Annotated in this window: 21 protein-coding genes and 1 pseudogene; 15 read left to right on the forward strand and 7 right to left on the reverse strand. The window is 70.9% G+C overall.

Annotated elements, in window-relative coordinates:
- From IE107_RS30100 to IE107_RS30110, 3 genes are all read left to right on the forward strand, one after another.
- Positions 1–1,217: cytochrome c oxidase subunit I (locus tag IE107_RS30100; RefSeq protein WP_189547525.1), on the forward strand; the 1,217-nt coding region annotated here is incomplete at its 5' end.
- Between the two features lie 28 nt (positions 1,218–1,245).
- A complete protein-coding gene (locus IE107_RS30105; RefSeq protein WP_189547526.1) occupies positions 1,246–1,587 on the forward strand; it encodes a hypothetical protein in 342 nt (113 codons plus the stop codon).
- Between the two features lie 130 nt (positions 1,588–1,717).
- Positions 1,718–3,079 (forward strand): NAD(P)/FAD-dependent oxidoreductase, encoded by a 1,362-nt coding sequence (locus tag IE107_RS30110; protein WP_189547527.1) that lies wholly within the window; start codon positions 1,718–1,720, stop codon positions 3,077–3,079.
- A gap of 63 nt (positions 3,080–3,142) precedes the next feature.
- Here the strand turns inward: IE107_RS30110 and IE107_RS30115 are convergent, their stop codons facing one another.
- Positions 3,143–4,141 carry an aldo/keto reductase family protein gene (locus IE107_RS30115; protein WP_189547528.1) on the reverse strand — a complete coding sequence of 333 codons (999 nt, stop codon included), beginning with the start codon at positions 4,139–4,141 and terminating at the stop codon, positions 3,143–3,145.
- A gap of 208 nt (positions 4,142–4,349) precedes the next feature.
- Between IE107_RS30115 and IE107_RS30120 the strand changes: the two are divergent.
- A pseudogene (locus IE107_RS30120) lies at positions 4,350–4,835 on the forward strand (GNAT family N-acetyltransferase); the annotation flags it as partial.
- Between the two features lie 54 nt (positions 4,836–4,889).
- Here IE107_RS30120 and meaB read toward each other — a convergent pair.
- The 3 genes from meaB to mutA are packed head-to-tail and all read right to left on the reverse strand — an operon-like array spanning position 4,890 to position 9,955.
- Positions 4,890–5,879, reverse strand: coding sequence for a methylmalonyl Co-A mutase-associated GTPase MeaB (meaB, locus tag IE107_RS30125; protein ID WP_189547529.1), 990 nt, complete (start codon positions 5,877–5,879; stop codon positions 4,890–4,892).
- A 12-nt stretch (positions 5,880–5,891) separates the two neighbouring features.
- The gene (gene scpA / locus IE107_RS30130; RefSeq protein WP_189547530.1) at positions 5,892–8,093 is read right to left on the reverse strand and encodes a methylmalonyl-CoA mutase; all 2,202 of its coding nucleotides are present in this window, start codon (positions 8,091–8,093) and stop codon (positions 5,892–5,894) included.
- Complete coding sequence (gene mutA / locus IE107_RS30135) at positions 8,093–9,955, reverse strand: methylmalonyl-CoA mutase small subunit (protein ID WP_189547531.1); 1,863 nt, start codon at positions 9,953–9,955, stop codon at positions 8,093–8,095. The genes scpA and mutA overlap by 1 nt, the downstream gene beginning before the upstream one ends.
- Positions 9,956–10,390: 435 nt before the next feature.
- Here mutA and IE107_RS30140 point away from each other — a divergent pair, with 435 nt between their 5' ends.
- The 4 genes from IE107_RS30140 (at position 10,391) to IE107_RS30155 (ending at position 13,357) form a co-directional block, all read left to right on the forward strand.
- Positions 10,391–11,188 (forward strand): tyrosine-protein phosphatase, encoded by a 798-nt coding sequence (locus IE107_RS30140; protein ID WP_189547532.1) that lies wholly within the window; start codon positions 10,391–10,393, stop codon positions 11,186–11,188.
- Between the two features lie 138 nt (positions 11,189–11,326).
- On the forward strand, positions 11,327–12,268 hold the full coding sequence (locus tag IE107_RS30145) for a DUF8832 domain-containing protein (RefSeq protein ID WP_189547533.1): 942 nt from the start codon (positions 11,327–11,329) through the stop codon (positions 12,266–12,268).
- A gap of 137 nt (positions 12,269–12,405) precedes the next feature.
- Positions 12,406–12,810, forward strand: coding sequence for a DnaJ family domain-containing protein (locus IE107_RS30150; protein WP_189547534.1), 405 nt, complete (start codon positions 12,406–12,408; stop codon positions 12,808–12,810).
- A gap of 55 nt (positions 12,811–12,865) precedes the next feature.
- Positions 12,866–13,357, forward strand: coding sequence for a GNAT family N-acetyltransferase (locus IE107_RS30155; protein ID WP_189547535.1), 492 nt, complete (start codon positions 12,866–12,868; stop codon positions 13,355–13,357).
- A 69-nt stretch (positions 13,358–13,426) separates the two neighbouring features.
- Here the strand turns inward: IE107_RS30155 and IE107_RS30160 are convergent, their stop codons facing one another.
- The gene (locus tag IE107_RS30160; protein WP_189547536.1) at positions 13,427–13,816 is read right to left on the reverse strand and encodes a VOC family protein; all 390 of its coding nucleotides are present in this window, start codon (positions 13,814–13,816) and stop codon (positions 13,427–13,429) included.
- Between the two features lie 212 nt (positions 13,817–14,028).
- Here IE107_RS30160 and IE107_RS30165 point away from each other — a divergent pair, with 212 nt between their 5' ends.
- The gene (locus tag IE107_RS30165; protein WP_189547537.1) at positions 14,029–14,544 is read left to right on the forward strand and encodes a DUF6328 family protein; all 516 of its coding nucleotides are present in this window, start codon (positions 14,029–14,031) and stop codon (positions 14,542–14,544) included.
- Positions 14,545–14,595: 51 nt separating this feature from the next.
- Here the strand turns inward: IE107_RS30165 and IE107_RS30170 are convergent, their stop codons facing one another.
- Both IE107_RS30170 and IE107_RS30175 read right to left on the reverse strand, forming a co-directional pair.
- Positions 14,596–15,423, reverse strand: a complete 828-nt coding sequence (locus IE107_RS30170) for a VOC family protein (RefSeq protein WP_189547538.1) — start codon at positions 15,421–15,423, stop codon at positions 14,596–14,598.
- A 138-nt stretch (positions 15,424–15,561) separates the two neighbouring features.
- Positions 15,562–15,894 carry a DUF6479 family protein gene (locus IE107_RS30175; RefSeq protein ID WP_189547539.1) on the reverse strand — a complete coding sequence of 111 codons (333 nt, stop codon included), beginning with the start codon at positions 15,892–15,894 and terminating at the stop codon, positions 15,562–15,564.
- Between the two features lie 206 nt (positions 15,895–16,100).
- Between IE107_RS30175 and IE107_RS30180 the strand changes: the two genes are divergently transcribed.
- The 6 genes from IE107_RS30180 to IE107_RS30205 all read left to right on the forward strand — a co-directional run bounded on the left by IE107_RS30180 (position 16,101) and on the right by IE107_RS30205 (position 22,548).
- Positions 16,101–16,490 (forward strand): hypothetical protein, encoded by a 390-nt coding sequence (locus tag IE107_RS30180; protein ID WP_189547540.1) that lies wholly within the window; start codon positions 16,101–16,103, stop codon positions 16,488–16,490.
- A 114-nt stretch (positions 16,491–16,604) separates the two neighbouring features.
- A complete protein-coding gene (locus tag IE107_RS30185) occupies positions 16,605–17,171 on the forward strand; it encodes a 2Fe-2S iron-sulfur cluster-binding protein (RefSeq protein WP_229867360.1) in 567 nt (188 codons plus the stop codon).
- The gene (locus IE107_RS30190) at positions 17,168–18,154 is read left to right on the forward strand and encodes an FAD binding domain-containing protein (RefSeq protein ID WP_189547542.1); all 987 of its coding nucleotides are present in this window, start codon (positions 17,168–17,170) and stop codon (positions 18,152–18,154) included. Before IE107_RS30185 ends, IE107_RS30190 begins: the two co-directional genes overlap by 4 nt.
- A 41-nt stretch (positions 18,155–18,195) precedes the next feature.
- Positions 18,196–20,295, forward strand: coding sequence for a xanthine dehydrogenase family protein molybdopterin-binding subunit (locus tag IE107_RS30195; protein WP_189547543.1), 2,100 nt, complete (start codon positions 18,196–18,198; stop codon positions 20,293–20,295).
- Between the two features lie 148 nt (positions 20,296–20,443).
- Positions 20,444–20,947 (forward strand): ATP-binding protein, encoded by a 504-nt coding sequence (locus IE107_RS30200; RefSeq protein ID WP_189547544.1) that lies wholly within the window; start codon positions 20,444–20,446, stop codon positions 20,945–20,947.
- 176 nt (positions 20,948–21,123) lie between these two features.
- Positions 21,124–22,548: an NADP-dependent succinic semialdehyde dehydrogenase gene (locus tag IE107_RS30205; RefSeq protein ID WP_189547545.1), complete on the forward strand. Its 1,425-nt coding sequence runs from the start codon at positions 21,124–21,126 to the stop codon at positions 22,546–22,548.
- Positions 22,549–22,557: the final 9 nt, after the last annotated feature.

Genomic DNA, 22,557 nt, shown 5'->3' on the forward strand with positions numbered 1-22,557 from the left:
ACATGTGGATCATGGGTCTGGCCTTCTCCGGCTTCGGCACGATCCTCGGTTCGGTCAACTTCATCACCACGATCATCGGCATGCGCGCCCCCGGCATGACGATGTTCCGCCTGCCGATCTTCGTCTGGAACGTGCTGCTGACCGCTGTGCTGGTGCTGCTGGCCTTCCCCGTCCTCGCGGCGGCCCTGCTGGTTCTGGAGGCGGACCGCAAGTTCGGTGCGCACGTCTTCGACCCGGCCTACGGCGGCGCACTGCTGTGGCAGCACCTCTTCTGGTTCTTCGGTCACCCGGAGGTGTACATCATCGCGCTGCCGTTCTTCGGCATCGTCACTGAGATCATCCCGGTCTTCAGCCGGAAGCCGATCTTCGGCTACATCGGTCTGATCAGTGCGACGATCGCCATCGCGGGCCTCTCCGCGACCGTGTGGGCGCACCACATGTTCGTCACGGGTGCTGTGCTGCTGCCGTTCTTCTCGTTCATGACCTTTCTCATCGCGGTACCGACCGGTGTGAAGTTCTTCAACTGGATCGGCACCATGTGGCACGGGTCGCTGTCCTTCGAGACACCCATGCTCTGGGCCATCGGCTTCCTGGTGACTTTCCTCTTCGGTGGTCTGACCGGTGTGATCCTCGCGTCGCCGCCGTTGGACTTCCACGTCTCGGACTCGTACTTCGTCGTCGCGCACTTCCACTATGTCGTCTTCGGCACCGTGGTCTTCGCGATGTTCGCCGGATTCCACTTCTGGTGGCCGAAGTTCACCGGCAAGATGCTGGACGAGCGGCTCGGCAGGATCACGTTCTGGACGCTGTTCGTGGGCTTCCACGGCACCTTCCTGGTGCAGCACTGGCTGGGTGCCGAGGGCATGCCGCGCCGTTACGCGGACTACCTCGCCGCGGACGGCTTCACCGCGCTGAACACGATCTCGACGGTCTCCTCGGTCCTGCTCGGCCTGTCGATGCTGCCGTTCTTCTACAACGTGTGGAAGACCGCCAGGTACGGAAAGGACGTCGGTGTGGACGACCCGTGGGGCTACGGCCGTTCGCTGGAGTGGGTGACCTCCTGCCCGCCGCCGCGGCACAACTTCCTCACCCTGCCCCGCATCCGTTCCGAATCCCCGGCGTTCGAACTGCATCACCCCTCGGTCCGCGCGCTCGACGAAGCCCTCAACCGCCCGGACACGGGACTGCCCCGGACCCCGGGAGACGAGCGGGACTGAGCGCGGCGGCAGGCGAGAGGAGGAGCGAGTGGACCCGGAGAAGGAGAGCGCCCGCGGTCTGGCCCAGCTGCAGGGCTACCTGCTGTGGAGCGCCGAGATCGAGGAGGCCCGCCGCCGCGCGGGCCGCTTCACCGACGAGCTGCCCTGGCTCACCACGGCACAGCGCGAGGACGTGGAGCGCGTCTACACCGCCGACCGTCTCGCCGCATCACGGGCGACGCTCGCCCGCATCTCCGTCCGCGCCACCACGCTGCGCGGCGAGTACGAGGCGCGCTACCGCCTGCTCAGGGCACGCTGCGTGGCCGCCGGTGTCGTGTTCGCCGGCGCGGTCGGCGGCACCTGTACCGCACTCACCCTGCTGACCCGCTGACCGGGCGGCGTCGTCCGTCCGCCGTCCCCAGCAGGCGAACTCGCCCAAGGCTCGTGAAGATGGAACGACGGGCGCGTGCGACGGGGCAGGCGAACGGACGACCGTACAGGCCCGAGAAGGGACGAACACTGTGGCACGACCCAGGATCCTCGTGGTGGGCGCCGGATTCGCCGGAGTGGAGTGCGTACGCCGTCTGGAGCGCGGGCTCATCCCCGGTGAGGCGGAGATCGCGCTCGTCGCCCCCTTCTCGTACCAGCTCTACCTCCCCCTGCTGCCGCAGGTGGCGGCGGGCGTGCTCACCCCGCAGTCGGTCGCCGTGTCGCTGCGCCGCAGCCGCCGGCACCGCACCCGGATCATTCCGGGCAGGGCCATCGGCGTGGACCCCAAGGCGAAGATCTGCATCATCCGCAAGATCACCGACGAGATCGTCCACGAGCCCTACGACTACATCGTGCTCAGCGCCGGAAGCGTCACCCGCACCTTCGACATCCCGGGTCTGGTGGACAATGCGCGGGGCATGAAGACACTGGCCGAGGCCGCTTACGTACGGGACCATGTGATCGCCCAGCTCGACCTCGCGGACGCCAGTCACGACGAGAACGAACGCGCCTCGCGCCTTCAGTTCGTGGTGGTCGGCGGCGGTTACGCCGGCACCGAGACGGCCGCCTGTCTCCACCGCCTCACCACCAACGCGGTCAGGCAGTACCCGAGGCTCGACCCGAAGCTCATCAAGTGGCACCTCATCGACATCGCTCCGAAGCTGATGCCCGAGCTGGGCGACAAGCTGGGCCGGAGTGCCCTGGAGGTGCTGCGCGCCCGGGGCATCGAGGTGTCGCTCGGCGTCTCGGTCGCCGAGGCCGCCCCGGAGAAGGTGACCCTCACCGATGGCCGGGTGCTGCCCTGCCGGACCCTGATCTGGACGGCGGGCGTCACCGCGAGCCCGCTGGTCACCACGTTCGACGCGGAGACGGTACGCGGCCGGCTGGCCGTCACCCCCGAGATGCGCCTGCCGGGCTTCGACGGCGTCTTCGCCCTCGGCGACTGCGCGGCCGTACCGGACCTGAGCAAGGGTGACGGAGCGGTCTGCCCGCCCACCGCGCAGCACGCCATGCGCCAGGGCCGCAGGCTCGCCGACAACCTCATCGCAACCCTGCGCCGCCAGCCGCTGAAACCGTACGTCCACAGGGACCTCGGCCTCGTCGTGGACCTCGGCGGCAAGGACGCGGTCTCCAAGCCGCTCGGCGTCGAGCTGCACGGAGTCCCCGCGCAGGCCGTCGCCCGCGGATACCACTGGTCGGCGCTGCGGACCAATGTCGCCAAGGTGCGGGTGATGACCAACTGGGTGCTCAACGCGGTCGCGGGCGACGACTTCGTACGCACCGGATTCCTGTCCCGGCAGCCGGCCAAACTGCGCGACTTCGAGTACACGGACGCCTACCTCACACCGGCGCAGGTCCGCGAGCAGACCGCCTCGCTGCACCCCGGCACCTGAGCGCGCACGGCTCCGCCCCGGCCGCGCCCACCGCAGGGCCGGGGCGGAGAACGGCCGGCCGGATCAGCTGTTGCCCGCGTGCCCGGCCGTCAGTCCGGGATCCCGCTCGACCACCGGGTCCAGGATGTCGTCGACGCCCTTCAGCAGCTCCGCGTCGAGCGTCACACCGGCCGCCGCGGCGTTCTCCGCCACCTGCTCCGGCCGGGAGGCGCCGACGATCGCGGCCGAGACGTTCGAGTTCTGCAGCACCCACGCGACCGCGAGCTGGGCCAGGCTGAGACCGGCGCCGTCGGCGAGCGGCCGGAGCCGCTGGACGCGCTCCAGCACGTCGTCGCGCAACCAGTCGGCGATCATGTTCGCGCCGCCCTTGTCGTCCGTCGCCCGCGAACCGGCCGGGAGCGGCGCACCGGGCCTGTACTTGCCCGTGAGTGCGCCCTGGGCGATCGGGGACCAGACGATCTGGCCGATGCCCAGCTCCTCGGACGCGGGCACCACATCGTCCTCGATGATCCGCCACAGCGCCGAGTACTGAGGCTGGTTGGAGATCAGCGGCACCCGCAGCTCGCGGGCCAGTGCGTGTCCGGCACGGAGCTGGTCGGCCGTCCACTCCGAAACACCGATGTACAGCGCCTTGCCGGAACGGACGACGTCGGCGAACGCCTCCATGGTCTCCTCCAGCGGTGTGGAGTGGTCGTAGCGGTGGGCCTGGTACAGGTCCACGTAGTCCGTCTGCAGTCGGCGCAGCGAGCTGTCGATGGACTCCATGATGTGCTTGCGGCCGAGCCCCCGGTCGTTGTGCCCGGGGCCGGTCGGGAAGTAGACCTTGGTGAACACCTCCAGCCCTTCACGGCGTTCGTTCTTCAGCGCCCTGCCCAGGACGGCTTCGGCCCGGGTCTCGGCGTAGACGTCCGCGGTGTCGAAAGTGGTGATTCCGGCGTCCAGGGCAGCGCGGATGCAGGCGAGCGCTGTCTCCTCCTCCACCTGGGAGCCGTGAGTGAGCCAGTTTCCGTAAGCGATCTCGCTGATGGTCAGGCCGCTGCGGCCGAGTCGGCGGAACTCCATGTGGCTGCTCTCCCTGTGTTGGTGAGGCCGGATCATGTGATGGCCCGGCCATGCTATTGCGCCGGGCCGGAGCCGCTCGGGCAGGCTCAGGACTCCGGGACGGTGCGGTGGACGGCGCGGAGGAAGGCCGCGTTGTCCGGGGTGCGGCGGATCCGGTCGAGCAGTGTCTCCAGCGCGTTCTGCGGGTCCCTGGCGACCGGTTGCCGCTCCGGGCTACCGGCTGACCTCCTGGGAAGGCACCGTCCCGGACGAGCTCGCGCCGACGTTCGCCGCGTCCCGCCGGGCCATGGACGACATGCCCATGGACGACACCGACTTCGGCACGGTCACCTGGGACGTGGACCGGGTCCGCTCCGCGGCGGCGGCCGTCGCGGCGCGCGGCGATCTGCTCCACACGGTCGCGGCGGTCGACGAGTCCGACGCCACGATCGTGGGCTTCACGGAACTGGTCGTCCCGGGCGACGGGAAGGGCGACGCCCAGCACTACGGCACCGGAGTCCTTCCCGAGCACCGGGGCCACGGCCTCGGCCGGTGGATGAAGGCGCGGTCCATCCTCCGGGCCCGCGAGAGCCATCCGGGTCTGGAGGGGCTGCTGACGGACACCGCCGACAGCAATACGCACATGCGGCGCATCAACGACGAGTTCGGCTACGAGCCGACCCACAAGTCGGTCGAGTACCAGCTCGATCTGTAGGAGCCGTCCGTCCGGTGGCCGGGGAGAGGCCCCGGCCACCGGTCTGCTTCCGGATCAGGCCGTGCCCCGGAACGCGGCCAGGATCCGCTCGGCCGCCAGCGTGGCCGTCAACTCGCCGTCCCGGACGCGCCGTTCCAGCCCAGGAGTGAGCGCGCGTACCTCCGGATGGCCGCGCAGACACTCCAGCAGCTCGTCCCGCACCATCGTCCAGGTCCAGTCGACCTGCTGGTCACGCCGCTTCGCGGCGAGTCTGCCAGTTGATTCCAGCAGCGCGCGGTGCTGCTCAAGCCGCTCCCACAGTGTGTCGAGACCGGCCGACTCACGGGCACTGCAGGTAAGGACGGGCGGGGTCCACGCCGCGTCCACCGGATGCATCAGCCGCAGCGCACCCGCCAGTTCACGTGCGGCCGCGCGGGCGTCGCGCTCGTGCGGGCCGTCCGCCTTGTTGACCGCGATCGCGTCCGCCAGCTCCAGCACACCCTTCTTGATGCCCTGGAGCTGATCGCCGGTCCGGGCCAGCGTCAGCAGCAGAAACGTGTCGACCATGTTGGCCACCGCCGTCTCCGACTGCCCGACGCCGACCGTCTCCACCAGCACCACGTCGTACCCCGCGGCCTCCATCACCACGATGGACTCCCGGGTCGCCTTGGCCACCCCGCCGAGGGTCCCGGCAGTCGGGGACGGGCGCACGAACGCCGCCGGGTCCACCGCGAGCCGCTCCATCCGGGTCTTGTCGCCCAGGATGGAGCCGCCCGTACGGCTGGAGGACGGGTCGACGGCCAGCACCGCGACCCGGTGCCCGAGCCCGGTGAGCATCGTGCCGAGCGCGTCGATGAAGGTGGACTTCCCGACGCCCGGCACGCCGCTGATGCCGATTCGCCGCGCGGCGCCGGAGTGCGGCAGCAGCTCGCGCAGCAACTGCTGGGCCAGCGCCCGGTGATCGGGGCGGGTGGACTCGACGAGAGTGATGGCGCGCGCGATGTGCGCCCGCTTCCCGTCGAGCACTCCCTTCGCATAGCTGTCGATGTCGATCTTCGGAGCCATCGGGTCAGCGGCTCACAGCTCGTGACCGAGCGCGGCACCGAGCCGCGTCACCAGGTCGTACGCGGCATCCGGAATCACCGTGCCGGGCGGGAACACGGCCGTCGCGCCCGCCTCGTGCAGCGCCTCGACGTCCTGCGGCGGAATCACCCCGCCCACCACGATCATGATGTCCTCGCGCCCTTCGGCCGCCAGCTCCTCGCGGAGCGCCGGCACCAGCGTGAGGTGCCCGGCGGCCAGCGAGGAGACGCCCACGACGTGCACATCCGCCTCCACCGCCTGCCGCGCCACCTCGGCCGGCGTCTGGAACAGCGGGCCGACGTCGACGTCGAAGCCCAGGTCGGCGAAGGCCGTCGAGATCACCTTCTGGCCGCGGTCGTGACCGTCCTGGCCCATCTTGGCGACCAGGATGCGCGGACGGCGCCCCTCGGCCCCCTCGAACCTGTCCACCAGTGCCCGGGTCCGGTCCACGGAAGGGGATTCACCTGCCTCGTTGCGATACACACCGGAGATCGTACGGATCTGGCCCGCATGCCTCCCGTACACCTTCTCCAGGGCGTCCGAGATCTCGCCCACGGTCGCCATCGCGCGTGCCGCGTCGACGGCGAGGGCCAGCAGATTGCCTTCGAGACCGGGGCCGGGCTCCCGCCCGGCCGCCTCCGTGAGCGCGTCGAGCGCGGCCCTGCAGGCCGACTCGTCGCGCTCCTCGCGCAGTCGGCGCAGCTTCTCGATCTGCTGGGCGCGCACCGAGGAGTTGTCGACCTTGAGCACATCGATCTGCTCATCGGTCTCCACCCGGTACTTGTTGACCCCGATCACCGGCTGGCGTCCGGAGTCGATCCGCGCCTGGGTGCGGGCCGCGGCCTCCTCCACCCGGAGCTTCGGGATACCCGCGTCGATGGCCTGCGCCATGCCGCCCGCGGCCTCGACCTCCTCGATGTGCTGCCAGGCCCGGCGCGCCAGGTCGTACGTCAGCCGCTCCACGTAGGCGCTGCCGCCCCACGGGTCGATGACCCGGCCGGTGCCCGACTCCTGCTGGAGCAGCAGCTGGGTGTTCCGGGCGATCCGGGCGGAGAAGTCCGTCGGCAGGGCGAGCGCCTCGTCGAGCGCGTTGGTGTGCAGCGACTGGGTGTGCCCCTGGGTGGCGGCCATCGCCTCCACACAGGTCCGGGTGACGTTGTTGAACACGTCCTGCGCGGTCAGCGACCACCCCGAGGTCTGCGAATGGGTGCGCAGCGAAAGCGACTTGGCGTTCTTCGGGTCGAACTCCTTGACCAGCTTGGCCCAGAGCAGCCGGGCCGCACGCAACTTCGCGATCTCCATGAAGAAGTTCATGCCGATCGCCCAGAAGAACGACAGCCGCGGTGCGAAGGCATCCACGTCGAGACCGGCGTTCCGCCCGGCCCGCAGATACTCCACACCGTCCGCGAGGGTGTACGCCAGCTCCAGATCGGCCGTCGCACCCGCCTCCTGGATGTGGTAGCCGGAGATGGAGATCGAGTTGTAGCGCGGCATCTTCTGCGAGGTGTACGCGAAGATGTCGGAGATGATCCGCATCGAGGGCTTCGGCGGATAGATGTAGGTGTTGCGGACCATGAACTCCTTCAGAATGTCGTTCTGAATGGTCCCGGCCAGCTTCTCGGGCCCGACGCCCTGTTCCTCCGCGGCCACGATGTACAGCGCCAGCACGGGGAGAACCGCGCCGTTCATCGTCATCGACACCGACATCCGGTCCAGCGGGATGCCGTCGAAGAGCTGCCGCATGTCGTAGATCGAGTCGATCGCCACGCCCGCCATGCCGACGTCGCCGGTCACCCTCGGGTGGTCGCTGTCGTAGCCGCGGTGGGTCGGCAGGTCGAAGGCGACGGAGAGGCCCTTCTGCCCGGCCGCGAGGTTGCGGCGGTAGAAGGCGTTGGACTCCTCGGCGGTGGAGAACCCGGCGTACTGCCGGATCGTCCAGGGCTGATTGACGTACATCGTCGGGTACGGGCCCCGCAGATACGGGGCGATGCCGGGGTACGTACCGAGGAAGTCGAGCCCTTCGAGGTCGTGCCCGGTGTACAGCGGCTTGACCGTGATGCCTTCCGGGGTCTCCCACAGCAGGTCGCCGTCAGAACTGCCGGAGGACTCCTTCACCGAGGTGCGCCACCGCTCCTCGGACACGTCGCAGGCGGCGCCCGGACCGAGCTCGATGCCGCAGAAGTCAGGGATACGCATTACGCCACATCCATACGGTCGAGAAGGGAGGAGAGCACGGCCACCACATCGGAGCCCGCGAAGACGTACTCGTCGACGCCGCTGTACCCGGCGGGCCGGCCGGCGAGGAACACCCGCCGCGCACCCGCCGCAGCCAGTGCTTCGGCGACCGCGGCGGCCTGCTCGGCATAGAGCGCGTCGCTGGAACAGAGGCACGCCACGGTGGCCCCGCTGGCCCTGAAGGCGTCGGCGGCCGAAGCCGTGTCGACCGAGACCGGGTCGTGGACCGGTTCGATTCCGCCCGCCTGGAAGAGGTTGGCGGCGAACGACGCGCGCGCGGTGTGCGCCGCGGCGGGGCCGAGCGCGGCGAGGAACACCTTCGGCCGCTCCCCGGTCGCCGTCAGGTGGGCGTCCGACCGGGCGCGCAGCGCCTCGAACGCCTCGTCGCGGCGGACCCTGGGCAGACCGCCCGAGGCTTCGGCCGGTCCGGGCGGGACCGGTTCGCGCTCCACCGGACGCTCCGACAGGTGCGGGAACTCGCTGACCCCGGTGACCGGCTCCTTGCGGCGCGCCAGATTCTTGCTGCGCGCCGCCCAGGTGGCCGCGAGTCGTTCGCCGACCATCCCGGAGCGAAGGGCGGCCCCCTGGCCGCCGGAGCGCTCGATCTCCTGGAAGAACGACCATGCGGCGTCGGCGAGTTCGGCGGTGAACCGCTCCACGTACCAGGAACCGCCGGCCGGGTCGATCACCCGGGCCAGGTGCGACTCCTCCAGCAGGATCGTCGAGGTGTTGCGGGCGATGCGCCGGGCGAACGCGTCCGGCAGGCCCAGCGCGTGATCGAACGGCAGCACGGTGACGGAGTCGGCGCCGCCGACACCCGCTCCCAGACATGCCAGCGTCGTGCGCAGCATGTTCACCCAGGGATCGCGCCGCGTCATCATCACCGACGACGTCACCGCGTGCTGGCGCTGGGCACCGGACCCGGCGGCTCCGCACACCTCGGCCACCCGGGACCACAGCCGGCGCGCGGCCCGCAGCTTGGCGATGGTGAGGAACTGGTCGGCGGTCGCCGCGTACCGGAACTCCAGCTGCCCGCAGGCGTCTTCGACCGACAGCCCGGCATCCGTCAGCGCCCGCAGCAGGGCGACACCGGTCGCCAGCGAGGCGCCCAGCTCCTCGGCCGCCGAACCGCCGGCCTCGTGGTAGGGCAGCGCGTCGACGGTCAGCGCCCGCAGCCCGGGAAACTCCTGTACGCACCGCTGCGCCCAGTGGACCGCGGCCGACGGATCGGGCTCGGCGCCGGTGCGGGCGGCCAGCCCCAGCGGGTCCGCGCCGAGGTTGCCGCGCACGCTCCGTGCGTCGACGCCGCGCTCCGCGCAGACCCGCAGCAGCTCCGTCGCCGCGGCGTCGGTCTCGCCGCCTGCATCGAGCACCACGGGAGCCAGATCGAGGTAGACACCGTCCAGGGCCCCCGCCAGCGCGGACACCGGAACACCCGAGGCACCGCCCACGGTCAGCCACAGCGAGGTGACGCCGTTCTCCAGATCGGCGAGCACCGCCTCGTTGAGGCGCGCGGGATCCGTGAGGGCGTGCCGTTGCCGTACGTCCCAGCCGCCCGCCGCGTTGCCCTCGGGCTTGCTGCCGCGGGTGAAGGGGGCGAAGCCCGGATATCCGGCATCGGGCGCGCTCTCGCGCGAGGTGTAAAGGGGGCGGGTGATGAGCCCGTCCTCCACCGTGGTGGACAGCGCTTCCTCGGCGGCCGAACCCTCGGCATCCTTGCCCGACTTGCGCAGCACACCTTCGACGAGGCGTTGCCAGTGCTCATGGGCGGGGGCAGGGAACTCGGCGGCCAACGAAAGCCCGTCGGCAGGCAGGACCGTCATGCCCAGATGCTAGGTCAGGGCGCTCGAGGGCAGCATGGGTTCCACTTGTGACCTTGCCCTCTCCGGAGCGCACTTGATCCTTCACCCACCGTCGCGTAGGCGGCCGGCTCCGTGCGCGTGCGAGCATGCGCGGGACGGGCCCGTCCCGCGCCCGGCGCGAATCGCGGGGCCGGGAATTCATGGGCCTTCCTGCCGGTCCGCACATCGTTCGGCGTTGCCCTTCGGGTGGTTTTCCGGAGAGGATTCCGCTATTGGCGTGGTGCGCCTCTGACCTGGGTGTGAGCGGTTGCGATTTCATATTGCCCTTGCCTTCGTCGGTGCCCCCGATCGATTCCGCCCGGCGTTTTACTTTGTCGATTTCCCACCTGCGTGCGACGTTTGATCCGGCCAGGCCGAATGAATTCGGACACCTGTTGGGAAGTGGGGAAGTTCACCGTGCAGACCGCCAGAGCCGTCCCGGCATCCACCGTCCTCAATCTGCGTGACCTCGGCGGCATCGCCCTGGGCCCGGATCGCCGGGTCCGGCCGGGTGCCGTGCTGCGGTCCGGGCAGCTCAGTGCCCTCGACGCGGCGCAGGACTCGCAGGTGGCCGTGCTCGGCATCCGTACCGTCGTCGATCTGCGGACCGCCGACGAGCGTGCCGCGGCACCCGACCGGTTGCCTCCCGGGGCCCGGCTGTTCGTCGCCGATGTGCTCGGGGACAACCCGGGCGTGGCGCCCGCCCGGCTGCGCGCGCTGCTCACCGACCCCGTCGAGGCGGAGCGGACGCTGGGGGGCGGGAAGGCGGAAGGGCTGTTCGCGGACACTTACCGGCAGATGGTGCTCTCACCCGGCGCGTCCGCCGCCTACCGGGCCTTCGTCGAGACGGTCGCCGACGACCGCGCCCGCCCGGTGCTCTTCCACTGCACGGCGGGCAAGGACCGTACCGGCTGGGCCACCGCCCTCCTCCTGATGATGATCGGCGCATCGCGCGATGTCGTGCGCGCCGAGTTCCTCGCGGTGAATCCCGTGCTGCGGGTCGCGTTCGCGCCCTACGTGCAGGACTTCCTCGACGCGGGCGGCGACCCGGAGATCGCGTCCGCGATCACCGAGGTCCGCCCGCGCTACCTCGACACCGCGCTGGACGCCGTGGAGGAGAGGTGGGGCGGGCTCGACGGCTATGTGCGCGACGGGCTGCGCATCCCGGAGGCGGCGGTGGAACGGCTGCGCGACGGACTGGTGGTGCCCGCCTGAGTGCCGATCCGGCCGGCTCTCCCTCCCGCGCACCCGTGAGGCGATGCCGCACTCCGGGGTTGACTTCATACCCCCAGGGGGTATGTTGTGTGCGTCGGGAAGCGCTGCCTCCCGGTCGACCCGATGGAGGAAACCGTCATGAACAACGCACTGAGGATCACCGCCTTCGCCGCCGCGCTCGCCGCGACCTTCGGAACCGCGTACGGAGTGGGCAGGGGAGTCGACCCGCTGGTGACCGCGGAGGGCCGTCCGGCGGGGCAGCACGGCGGTCACGGCGGGGGAGGGGAGGGTGGGGCGAAGCCGGCGGCGGACCACGCGCCCGGCGGACTGCAGGTGTTCGAAGGCGGTTACACGCTGGTCCTGGAGACGCCGACGGTGCGGGCCGGGGACCGCACGGAGATCCGGTTCGCCGTGAAGGACGACAGCGGACGCAAGGTCACCGCCTACCAGCGTGAGCACGGCAAGGAGCTGCATTTCATCCTCGCCTCCACCGACCTCACCCAGTACCGCCATCTGCACCCGGTCCGGGCGGCCGACGGCACCTGGTCGACGCCGGTCGACCTGCCCGAAGCCGGTGGCTACCGGGTGTTCGCCGACTTCACCCCGGCGGCCGCGGGTGCCGAGAACCTCACGCTGGGCGCGGATCTGGCCGTCTCCGGCGCCTACCGCCCCGCCGCTCTCCCCGCCCCGGTCGCCACCGCCGAGGTCGACGGCTACCGTGTCACGCTCGGCGGCGAACTCCGCGCCGGCCAGGCCGGTGAACTCAAGCCGTCCATCAGCAGGAACGGCCGCCCCGTCACCGATCTGGAGCCCTACCTCGGCGCGTACGGGCACCTGGTCGTCCTGCGCTCGGGCGACCTGGCGTATCTGCATGTGCACCCGAACGAGGGCGGCCCGGGGCCGGTGGTCTCCTTCACCGCGACGGCGCCCAGCGCGGGCATGTACCGGCTCTTTCTCGACTTCAAGCACGAGGGCAAGGTGCGCACCGCGGCGTTCACCGTCCGGGTGGCGGAGCCGGGCGACGACGGCGCAGCGCACCAGGAGGGCGGGTCCGAGGCGCCTGCCGGACACACGCACTGAAGCGGGCGCTTCGCGCCCCGAAGAGGCCCTGCGGCTGGGTGTGTTGCCCGATGGCGGATGAGCGTGCGCCGGATGCCGCCTCGGGCTCTGGGTATCGTGAGAGGGCCGGATTTCGAAACCTCTGAGAGGGGCGTACGTTGACCGAGCGCAAGCCTGCGGGTGTCAGCTTCGAATCATGGGTCGACAAGCAGATCCGGGAGTCCGAGCAGCGCGGCGACGTCTCGCAGTTGCCGGGATTCGGCAAGCCGCTCGAAAGTCTTGAGGCCCCCTACGACGAGAACTGGTGGATCAAGCGGAAGATGCAGCGCGAGGGGGTGTCGGTGCTCCCGCCGGCGCTGGCCCTGCGCAAACAGGCGGAGGACGCGGCCGAAGCCGTGTCCGGGGCGCGGACGGAGGCCGAGGTGCGGCGGATCCTGACCGAGGTCAACGAGAAGATCCGGGCAGCCCTCAGGCGGCCGCCTGAGGGACCGCCGCTGAACCTCAAGCCCTTCGACATCGACGCCGTGGTCGCCGAGTGGCGCGCGGCGCGCGATCCCTCATAACCCTCGACGGACTCGCGAGTGGGCGCCCGGCAACCGGATGCGTAATACTCCACTCATGAGATCGGGTATTACGCGCCGAAGCGGCGGGGTACGTCGGGAGGCCGTGCGCATCAGGCGGGCCGCCGCCCGGGACGCGAAGCGGCTCACCCGGCTGGTCAGGACGTCACGCGCCTACGAGGGGCCGTACGCCGCCATGGTCGCCGGATACCGGGTGGGCCCCGACTACATCGAGACCCATCGGGTCTTCGCGGCCGTGGAGCCCGGCACCGAGCAGGTGCTGGGCTTCTACTCGCTCGTTCTCCAGCCGCCGGAACTCGACCTGTTGTTCGTCGCCGACGACGCGCAGGGACTCGGCATCGGTCGCCTCCTCGTCGGGCATCTGCGCGGTGAGGCGGAGCGCGCCGGCCTCACCGGTGTCCGTATCGTGTCGCACCCACCGGCCGAGGGGTTCTACAGGAGTGTGGGCGCCCGGCGGACCGGCACCCTGGCGGCCAACCCGCCCGCGGTGATGTGGGACCGGCCCGAGCTGCTGCTTCCGATCACCTGACGCGGGACGGCGGGGCCGGCCGGGACGCGTGCACGAGCCCCGGCCGAACCTCCCTCTCAGGACGTCCTGTTACGACGGAAAGCCGCCGTACGGGCGCGTGATGATCTCCATGGCGTGACCGGCGGGATCGAGGAAGTACACACCCCGGCCGCCGTCGTTGTGGTTGATCTCGCCCGGATGCTTCCTGTGCGGATCCGCGAAGTACGCGACCCCGAGATCCTTGATCCGGGCGAACGCGGTGTCGAACTCCGCTTCCGAGATGAGGAAGGCGTAGTGCTGCATGGTGATCGACGCTTCGGGAATGGTCGCGAAGTCCAGCGTGACTCCGTTCGCGGTGGTGACCGGGATGAACGGGCCCCATTCCTCGCCGATTTCGAGCCCCAGTATGTCCGCCAGGAACTCGGCGGACTTCCGGTTGTCCCGGGAGTGGACGATGGTGTGATTCAACTCGACTGACACTGTGGAATGCCTCCAACGGGCATCTCACGGGCACCTCCACGCCTCACCCGGCCGGTGACCGACGCGCGATGCCGTACTCAAGAGCGTAGGTGAGGACGCAGTGGCCGTCGAGGTCGGGAGAACGATCCGGCCACCACCCCGGCCGGTGTGACCGGTTACCGTGGGGGAGGGGAGAAGGTGAAGTACTCCGGGTATTGGGACGGAGGCTCCCGGTGACCTCGACAGCACGTCTTCCCGACAGTCAGGGCCGCGACGGCGGCCGCCACGAGACGCCCGAGGAACGCGCGGACCGGCGGTGGATCGATCTGCTCCAGGAACTGCGCGTGGCCCAGACCGGCGTCCAGATCCTGTTCGGCTTCCTGCTCGCCGTCGTCTTCCAGCCCCGCTTCGTCGAGCTCTCGGACACCGACCGCATCATCTACGTGGTCACCGTGATGCTGGGCTCGGCCACCGCCGGCGCCCTGATCGGGCCCGTGACGTACCACCGGCTGCTCACCGGCCGGCGGCTCAAACCGCAGACGGTCACCTGGGCCTCGCGCATGACCGTCGTCGGGCTCGTCCTGCTGTTCTGCACCATGTGCTCCGCCCTGCTGCTCATCCTGCGGGTGGCTCTGCACAACTCCCTCGCCCTGTGGCTGGTCGGCGCCATGGCGCTGTGGTTCCTGGTCTGCTGGTTCGTCTTCCCGGCCTGGGCGCTGGCCCGCTCCTCGTCCGCGCACGGGAAATGACCACGGTCCGCGCACGTGGAAAGCGGCCCCGGGCCGGGGTGATGGCGCGGGTCAGCCGGGATCGCCCGCCGTGAACCCCTGGACGTCCGTCACCGTGAAGAGCCCGCCGTCCGGGTCCAGCAGGGTCGCCTCGCTGCCCCGGTCCAGCGTGCGCTGCCGGACCAGGCGGCCGCCGTTCTCCCTCGCCGCCACGACCGCGGCCGCCACATCGGTGACGGGGAAGTACACCTGCCAGTGCGGGCGGATCATCGGGTCCGGTGCCGCCTCCACCGCGCCGGAGCTGATCCGGGCGAGCCGGCGCCCGTCGCAGTCGACGATCACCTCGTCCTTCTCGTACGACACCTCGCAGCACCCCGGGTGCCCGCTCGCCCAGCCGAGCACTTCCCCGTAGAAGATCGCGGCGTCGAAGGCATTCCTGGTGTGCAGACGCAGCCAGGCGTGCGCATGGCCGTCCGGGGCGGGGGGCGGGGTCGCGGGCTCGGTCCGCTCCCAGATGCCGAACACCGCACCGTCCCGGTCCGCCGCCAGTGCCCCGCGCCCCGTGCCGAGAGCCATCGGCCCCACGGCGACCGTGCCGCTGCGCTCACGGATGCGTGAGGCGGCCGCGTCGGCGTCGTCGACGGCGAAATAGGGCATCCAGGCCACGGCCATCCGGTAGGCGGTCGCCACCGCGCCGATCCCGGCGACCGGTACGCCGTCGCGGCGTGCGACCGAGAACTCCTGCCCCAGCTTCGCCGGACGGAAGGACCACCCCAGCACGGCGGCGTAGAACTCCTGCGCCGATTCCAGATCGCGGGTCACGAGGTTGACCCAGCAGGGCGCTGCGGGTCCGGACAGCGGCGCCGGTGACGGCGCCCTCCCCGGGTGGCTTCCGGTCATGGTGCTACTGCCTTCATCGGTTGCGGGATATGCGTCCGCCCGTACCCGTCGGGCCCTCACCAGACTCACCGGGAGCAGCCGACCCCGCAACACGCGACTGCTTTCCCGGAGGACCGCTGCCGCGAGAGGTCCGCGGGGTCAGTCGCGCTGCTCGTCGGTCTCGCGGTGGATGGGCTCGTTCCCGTGGTCACCGAGCTCATAGGGCGAAAGGCCCCGGCGGTCGGGCGGGAAGTGGTCGTCGCCGTGCACATCGCGTTCCTCGACGTGGCTGCGGTGGTCCGGCCGTGGTGGCTGCTCGTCGGGTCTGGGTGGTGGCAGTTCCTGGGCCCGGCGCCGCATTCCGAGCCAGACCGCGCCGATCAGCACGGCCACCAGCACCACTCCGACAATGCCCATCACCGACCCGGTCGCGTCCCGGCCGTCGGCGAAGGTGAGGGCCAGCGAACTCAGGTCTGCGTTCGAAACGTCCATGCTTGGCGGATACCCCGAGGCAGATCCCTCACTCAGTAATTCTCATGAATTCATGTTTTAAGTTGATATGACCTAAAAGGCGTTTCGCTCCGAGGGTTCGCGATCGGCCCGAATGCCGGCGGCCCCGTGTCGCCGTCGCCCAGTCACGGGGCGAGCCTGGAGACATCCCCGAATCGCCCCGGGGGCACCGAGCGGAAGGAACCGCGGTGAACACCATCAAGGAGAAGCAGACGGAGGACAGCGGGTACGCCCAGGAGGTCTCCGTCGTCATCAGCGGGTGCGAGAAGGCCGACGCGCGGATGGTCTTCGACGTGCTGCGGGCCGCGTTCACCACCGACCGGGCCTCGGTCGACGTACCGCAGGACGTCGCGGGCAGGCGTCCCACCGTGTGGGTGGTGACCGTCGACGTCACCGAGGCGAGGGTGGTCTCCGGGCCGGTCGCGCTCGGTGCGCCCGTGAGCGTGGACGTGCAGGGCGGTTACTGGGCGGTGGAGCGGCTCCGCCAGAGCCTGGCGCACGCCTTCGACGTCACGGTCGTCGGGACCGTCTCCGGCGACCAGGAGGAAGAGGTGCGGCTGCGTCTGGCGAGCCGGTAGACCGAATGGGCCGACCGGTCCGGAGCGCGGCCCGGTGGCGGAGCAATGGGGCAGGAAGCCATCGCACGTCTGGTAGAAAACGGGCAAAAGACCACCCCTGAAAGGTGCGAGTGCGTGGACCCCTCTCGCGGGCGGGACGACGGTGTGCGACAACCGGGGGCGACCGGTGACCGTTCCACCCTGACACTGCAGATCAACGGAACCGAGCGGACGCTCACGCTCGATCACCGCACCACCGTCCTGGACGCCCTGCGCGAGCACCTCGGTCTCACCGGGGCCAAGAAGGGCTGCGACCACGGACAGTGCGGGGCGTGCACCGTCATCGTCGACGGGCGGCGCGCCAACAGCTGCCTGCTGCTCGCCGTCGCCCACGACGGCGCCGCCATCACCACCGTCGAAGGTCTCGCCGACGGTGACCGGCTCCACCCCCTCCAGGAGGCCTTCCTGGACCGTGACGCCCTCCAGTGCGGCTACTGCACCCCCGGTCAGCTCTGTTCGGCCGTCGGCATGCTCGGCGAGGCGGCGGACGGCTTCCCGTCCCACGTCACACCCCGGCGCGCACCCGTATCGGCCCCGGCGCCGCTCGGCGCCGACGAGATCCGTGAGCGGATGAGCGGCAATCTGTGCCGGTGCGGCGCGTACCCCCGTATCGTCGAGGCGATCGAGGACGTGGCGCCGTGAAGCCCTTCGCCTATCTCCGCGCCCGGTCCGCAGACGAAGCGGTCCGGGAGAGCTCCTCCCGCCCCGGCGCCGTGTTCCTCGGCGGTGGTACCAACCTCGTCGACCTGATGAAGCTCGGGGTCGAGGCCCCCGAGCTGCTCATCGACATCAGCCGGCTGCCCCTGGACCGGGTGGCCGACACCGCGGACGGCGGTCTGCGGATCGGCGCGACCGTGCGCAACAGCGACCTGGCCGCCCATCCCGCGGTACGCACCCGCTACCCCGCCCTGTCCCAGGCGCTGCTCTCCGGCGCCTCCGGGCAGCTCCGCAACACCGCCACTACCGGCGGCAACCTGCTGCAACGCACCCGTTGCCCGTACTTCCAGGACACCTCCAAGCCGTGCAACAAGCGGGAACCCGGCACCGGCTGCCCCGCCCGCGACAGCGCCCAGCGCGACCTCGCCGTACTCGGCCACTCCGAGCACTGCGTCGCCACCCACCCGTCCGACCTGGCCGTCGCCCTGTCCGCCCTCGACGCCGACGTCCAGCTGCACGGACCGGACGGCGGGCGGACGGTGTCCGCCGCCGCGTTCCACCGCCTGCCGGGCGACACCCCCGACCGGGACACCGAGATCCGGCCGGGTGAACTCATCACCGACGTGGTCCTGCCACCGCGCCCCCACGGCGCCGCCTCCCTCTACCGGAAGGCCCGCGACCGCGCCTCCTTCGCCTTCGCCCTCGCATCCGTCGCCGCCGTGCTGAGCGTCCGCGCGGGCCGGATCGAGCACGCCGCGCTGGCCTTCGGCGGACTCGCCCACCGGCCCTGGCGCGCATGGGCCGCCGAGGACGTGCTCCGGGGCGCACCGGCCACCGACGAGACCTTCGCGCGGGCCGTGGACGCCGAACTCGCAGCGGCCCGGCCGCTGCGCGAGAACGCGTTCAAGGTGGGCCTCGCCCGCAACCTGGCCGTCGACGCACTGGCCGAACTCGCCGCCGACAGCTGAGCAACCGCACCCACGCCGCCCCCTGCCGTGAGGACCCCGTCATGAGCCAGGCCCCGCCACCACTGGGCACCCCCGTCCTCCGCCACGAGGGCCGGGAGAAGGTCACGGGCACCGCCCGCTACGCCGCCGAACACACCCCGCCGGGGTGTCTGTACGGGTGGCCCGTCCCCGCCACCCTCGCCCGCGGCCGCGTCGACGCCATCCGCGCGCAGGAGGCACTGGCCCTGCCGGGTGTGCACGCCGTACTCACCCATGACAACGCCCCCCGGCTGAAGGAGCCCGACGACCCGGTCCTCGCCGTCCTCCAGAACGACCGGGTCCCGCACCGGGGCTGGCCTGTCGCGCTCGTGGTGGCCGACACCCCGGAGGGCGCCCGCGCCGGGGCCGAGGCCCTGCGGATCACGTACGAGACCGCCGGGCACGACGTCCTGCTGGGCGAGGACCACCCCGGCCTGTACATCCCGGAGACGGTCAACGGCGGCTATCCCGCCGTCCGTGAACGCGGCGACATCGAACGGGCCTTCGCGACGGCCCCCGTACAGATCGACGCCACTTACACCATCGGCGCCCTGCACAACCACCCCATGGAGCCGCACGCCACGACGGCGCAGTGGGACGAGGGCGGGCACCTGACCGTGTACGACTCCAGCCAGGGCTCCACCAAGGTCCGCGACAGCCTCGCCACCGCGTTCGGGATCCGGCCCCAGCAGATCACCGCCGTGTCCGAGCACGTCGGCGGCGGCTTCGGGTCCAAGGGCACCCCGCGCCCGCAGGCCGTGCTGGCCGCCATGGCCGCGCGGCACACCGGGCGCCCCGTCAAGATCGCGCTGCCCCGCCGCCAGATGCCCGCCGTGACCGGTCATCGCGCCCCCACCGTCCAGCACGTCCGGCTCGGTGCCGACCTCGACGGCACTCTCACCGCGGTCGGCCACGAGATCATCACCCACACCTCCACCGTCAAGGAGTTCGTGGAGCAGGCAGCCGTACCGGCCCGGATCATGTACGGCTCCGCCACCAGCCGCACCGCCCACCGGGTGGTCGCCCTGGACGTGCCGAGCCCCTCCTGGATGCGCGCACCGGGCGAGGCCCCGGGCATGTACGCACTGGAATCCGCCATGGACGAACTCGCCTCGGCCCTCGGCATGGACCCCGTCGAACTGCGCATCCGCAACGACCCGGCGAACGAACCGGACTCCGGACGCGCTTTCAGCAGCCGCGGCCTGGCCGCCTGTCTGGAGAAGGGCGCCGCACGCTTCGGCTGGTACGACCGCGATCCGCGCCCCGCGATCCGTGAGGAGGGCCCCCTGCTGCTCGGCACGGGCGTAGCCGCCGCCACCTACCCCGTGTACATCGCCCCGTCCAGTGCCTCGGCGCACGCCGCCCCCGACGGCTCGTACCGCATCCGGGTCAACGCCACCGACATCGGTACCGGCGCCCGCACCGTGCTCGCGCAGATCGCCGCCGACGCCCTGGGCGCCCCGCTGGAGAACGTCCGGATCGACATCGGCAGCAGCGATCTGCCCGATGCCCCGCTGGCCGGCGGATCGTCGGGCACGGCCTCCTGGGGCTGGTCCGTGCACAAGGCGTGCACCCTGTTGCGGCGGCAGACGGGAGAGCGCACCGGCCCGGTACCCGCCGACGGGCTCACCGTCACCGCCGACACCCAGCAGGAGACCGCGGAGGAATCCCCGTACGCACGCCATGCGTTCGGCGCGCACTTCGCCGAAGTCGCCGTGCATTCGAGGACCGGAGAGGTGCGGCTGCGCCGGATGCTCGGTGTCTTCGCCGCCGGACGCATCCTCAACTCCCGTACCGCACGCTCCCAGTTCATCGGCGGCATGACCATGGGGGTCGGCATGGCGCTGACCGAGGCCAGCACCATGGACCCCGTCTTCGGCGACTTCACCGAGAGCGACCTCGCCTCCTACCACGTGCCGGCCTGCGCCGACGTGCCGGAGATCGAGGCGCACTGGATCGACGAGGAGGATCCGCATCTCAACCCGATGGGCAGCAAGGGCATCGGCGAGATCGGCATCGTCGGTGCCGCCGCGGCCGTCGGCAACGCCGTCCGGCACGCCACCGGTATCAGACTGCGCAGCCTCCCGCTCACCCCGGACACGCTGCTGCCGTATCTCCTGTGACCTGGGCGGTCGCCCCCTGTGTTGCGCGACCGATGGTGCCGGGTCACCCTGTGGAGTGACCCAGAAGTGACATCTGCTCACTCTTCGTGTTCGGGGGGTTGTTCAACGGGGCGAAGAAAAGTGAGCCTCGATGTGAGGAGCCTCGACGATGACCGTTCCACTCGACCGGCACTATCTGGTCGAATTCAAGGTTTCGGCAGAGCGTGTGTCCCAGCTGCGGCGAATAATCGCGGCACACCTCCGCCACTGGAGTCTCGAACTCCACATCCGGCCGGTGTGCCGGGGTGTGGAGGAACTGCTGACCAATGTCCACCGGCACGTCGGTGACGACAACAACTGCGTCGTCGAACTCCGCTGGTCCGGGCGGCATCTCACGGTCTCCGTCGCCGACAACGGCTCCGAGATGCCCCGGCTGCTCAGCGCCGGCGGCGGTGGCCTGAGCCGGGTCATGGCCCTGAGCGACAGCTGGGGCACCTGCCGTACGCCCGAGGGAAAGGTCGTCTGGTTCACCAGGTACGCCGAGGAGCCCGACAGCGTCGGCCTGGCGCCGCTCCCGCCGCTGCCCGGTGTACGCGAGTTCCGCAGCCCGCCCGCCGTGGTCGCCGCCCCCGTCGCCGAGCCCGTGACGGCATCCGGCCCCGCTCTCGTCTGAGCCGGGCCACCGGGACCGCAGGCTCCCGTACCGCTGAACACTTCTCCCTCCGGCGCGGACGGCGCCACGCCGCAGGCGCGGACCGCGCCGGCCGGGTGTCCGCCCGGCGGGGCCCGCGTTGCGGCGCGGCGTACGGCGCGGCACGGTCGAAGAACCGAGGCAAGGAGGACACGGCCATGCCCATCGCGACGGTCAATCCCGCGAACGGCGAAACCCTCAGAACGTTCGAAGCACTGGACGAGGCGGGGATCGAGCGGCGGCTCGACGCCGCCGACACCGCGTTCAAGCAGTACCGGACCACCGGATTCGCCGAGCGGGCCCGCCTGCTGAACCAGGCCGCCGTGCTGCTCGACGAGGACCAGCAGGACATCGCGCGCACCATGACCACCGAGATGGGCAAACCCGTCAAGGCGGCCCGCGCGGAGGCCGCCAAGTGCGCCAAGGCGATGCGCTGGTACGCCGCCCACGCGGAGGAACTCCTCGCGGACGAGCATCCGTCCGCCGCCGATGTGGAGGACTCCGGTGCCTCCCGGGCCTACGTCCACTACCGGCCGCTCGGCGCCGTGCTCGCCGTGATGCCGTGGAACTTCCCGCTCTGGCAGGTCGTACGGTTCGCCGCCCCGGCCCTCATGGCGGGGAACGTCGGCCTGCTCAAGCACGCCTCCAACGTCCCGCAGACGGCGATGTATCTGGAGGGCCTGTTCCGCCGGGCCGGATTCCCGGCGGGATGCTTCCAGACCCTGCTGGTGGGGTCGGGGGCGGTCGCGGCGATCCTGCGGGACCGCCGGGTCGCCGCGGCCACCCTCACCGGCAGCGAACCGGCCGGCCGCTCCGTCGCGTCGATCGCCGGCGACGAGGTGAAGCGCACCGTCCTGGAGCTGGGCGGCAGCGACCCGTATCTCGTCATGCCGTCGGCGGACGTCGCCAGGGCCGCCCGCACCGCCGTGACCGCGCGGGTGCAGAACAACGGGCAGTCCTGTATCGCCGCCAAACGGTTCATCGTGCACACGGAGGTGTACGAGGAGTTCGCCGAGCGGTTCACCGTGGGCATGAGCGATCTGATGGTCGGCGATCCGATGCAGGAGTCCACCGACATCGGACCGCTCGCCAGCGAACAGGGCCGCACCGACCTGGAGGAGCTGGTGGACGACGCGCTCGGCCAGGGCGCGAGCGCGCTGTGCGGAGGCGGCAGGCCCGACGGCCTGGCCCCGGAACTGGTGCACGGCTGGTTCTACGCCCCCACCGTCCTCACCGGCATCACCCCCGCCATGCGCATCCACCGCGAGGAGACCTTCGGCCCCGTCGCCTCGCTCTACCGGGTCGAGGGGCTGGACGAGGCCATCGCGCTCGCCAACGACAGCCCCTTCGGTCTCAGCTCCAACGTATGGACCCGTGATCCGGACGAGGCGCGTCGCTGCGTACGAGATCTCCAGGCGGGCGGTGTCTTCTTCAACGGCATGACGGCGTCCCATCCCGCACTGCCCTTCGGCGGAGTCAAGCGATCCGGCTACGGACGCGAGCTCGCCGGGCAGGGCATCCGCGCCTTCTGCAACGCGACCACGGTCTGGTACGGCCCCGAGCCCGTCGACGCAGCGTCCTAGAGCCCTTCG

It is taken from the genome of Streptomyces gelaticus (assembly GCF_014649535.1).
GTDB lineage: Bacteria > Actinomycetota > Actinomycetes > Streptomycetales > Streptomycetaceae > Streptomyces > Streptomyces gelaticus.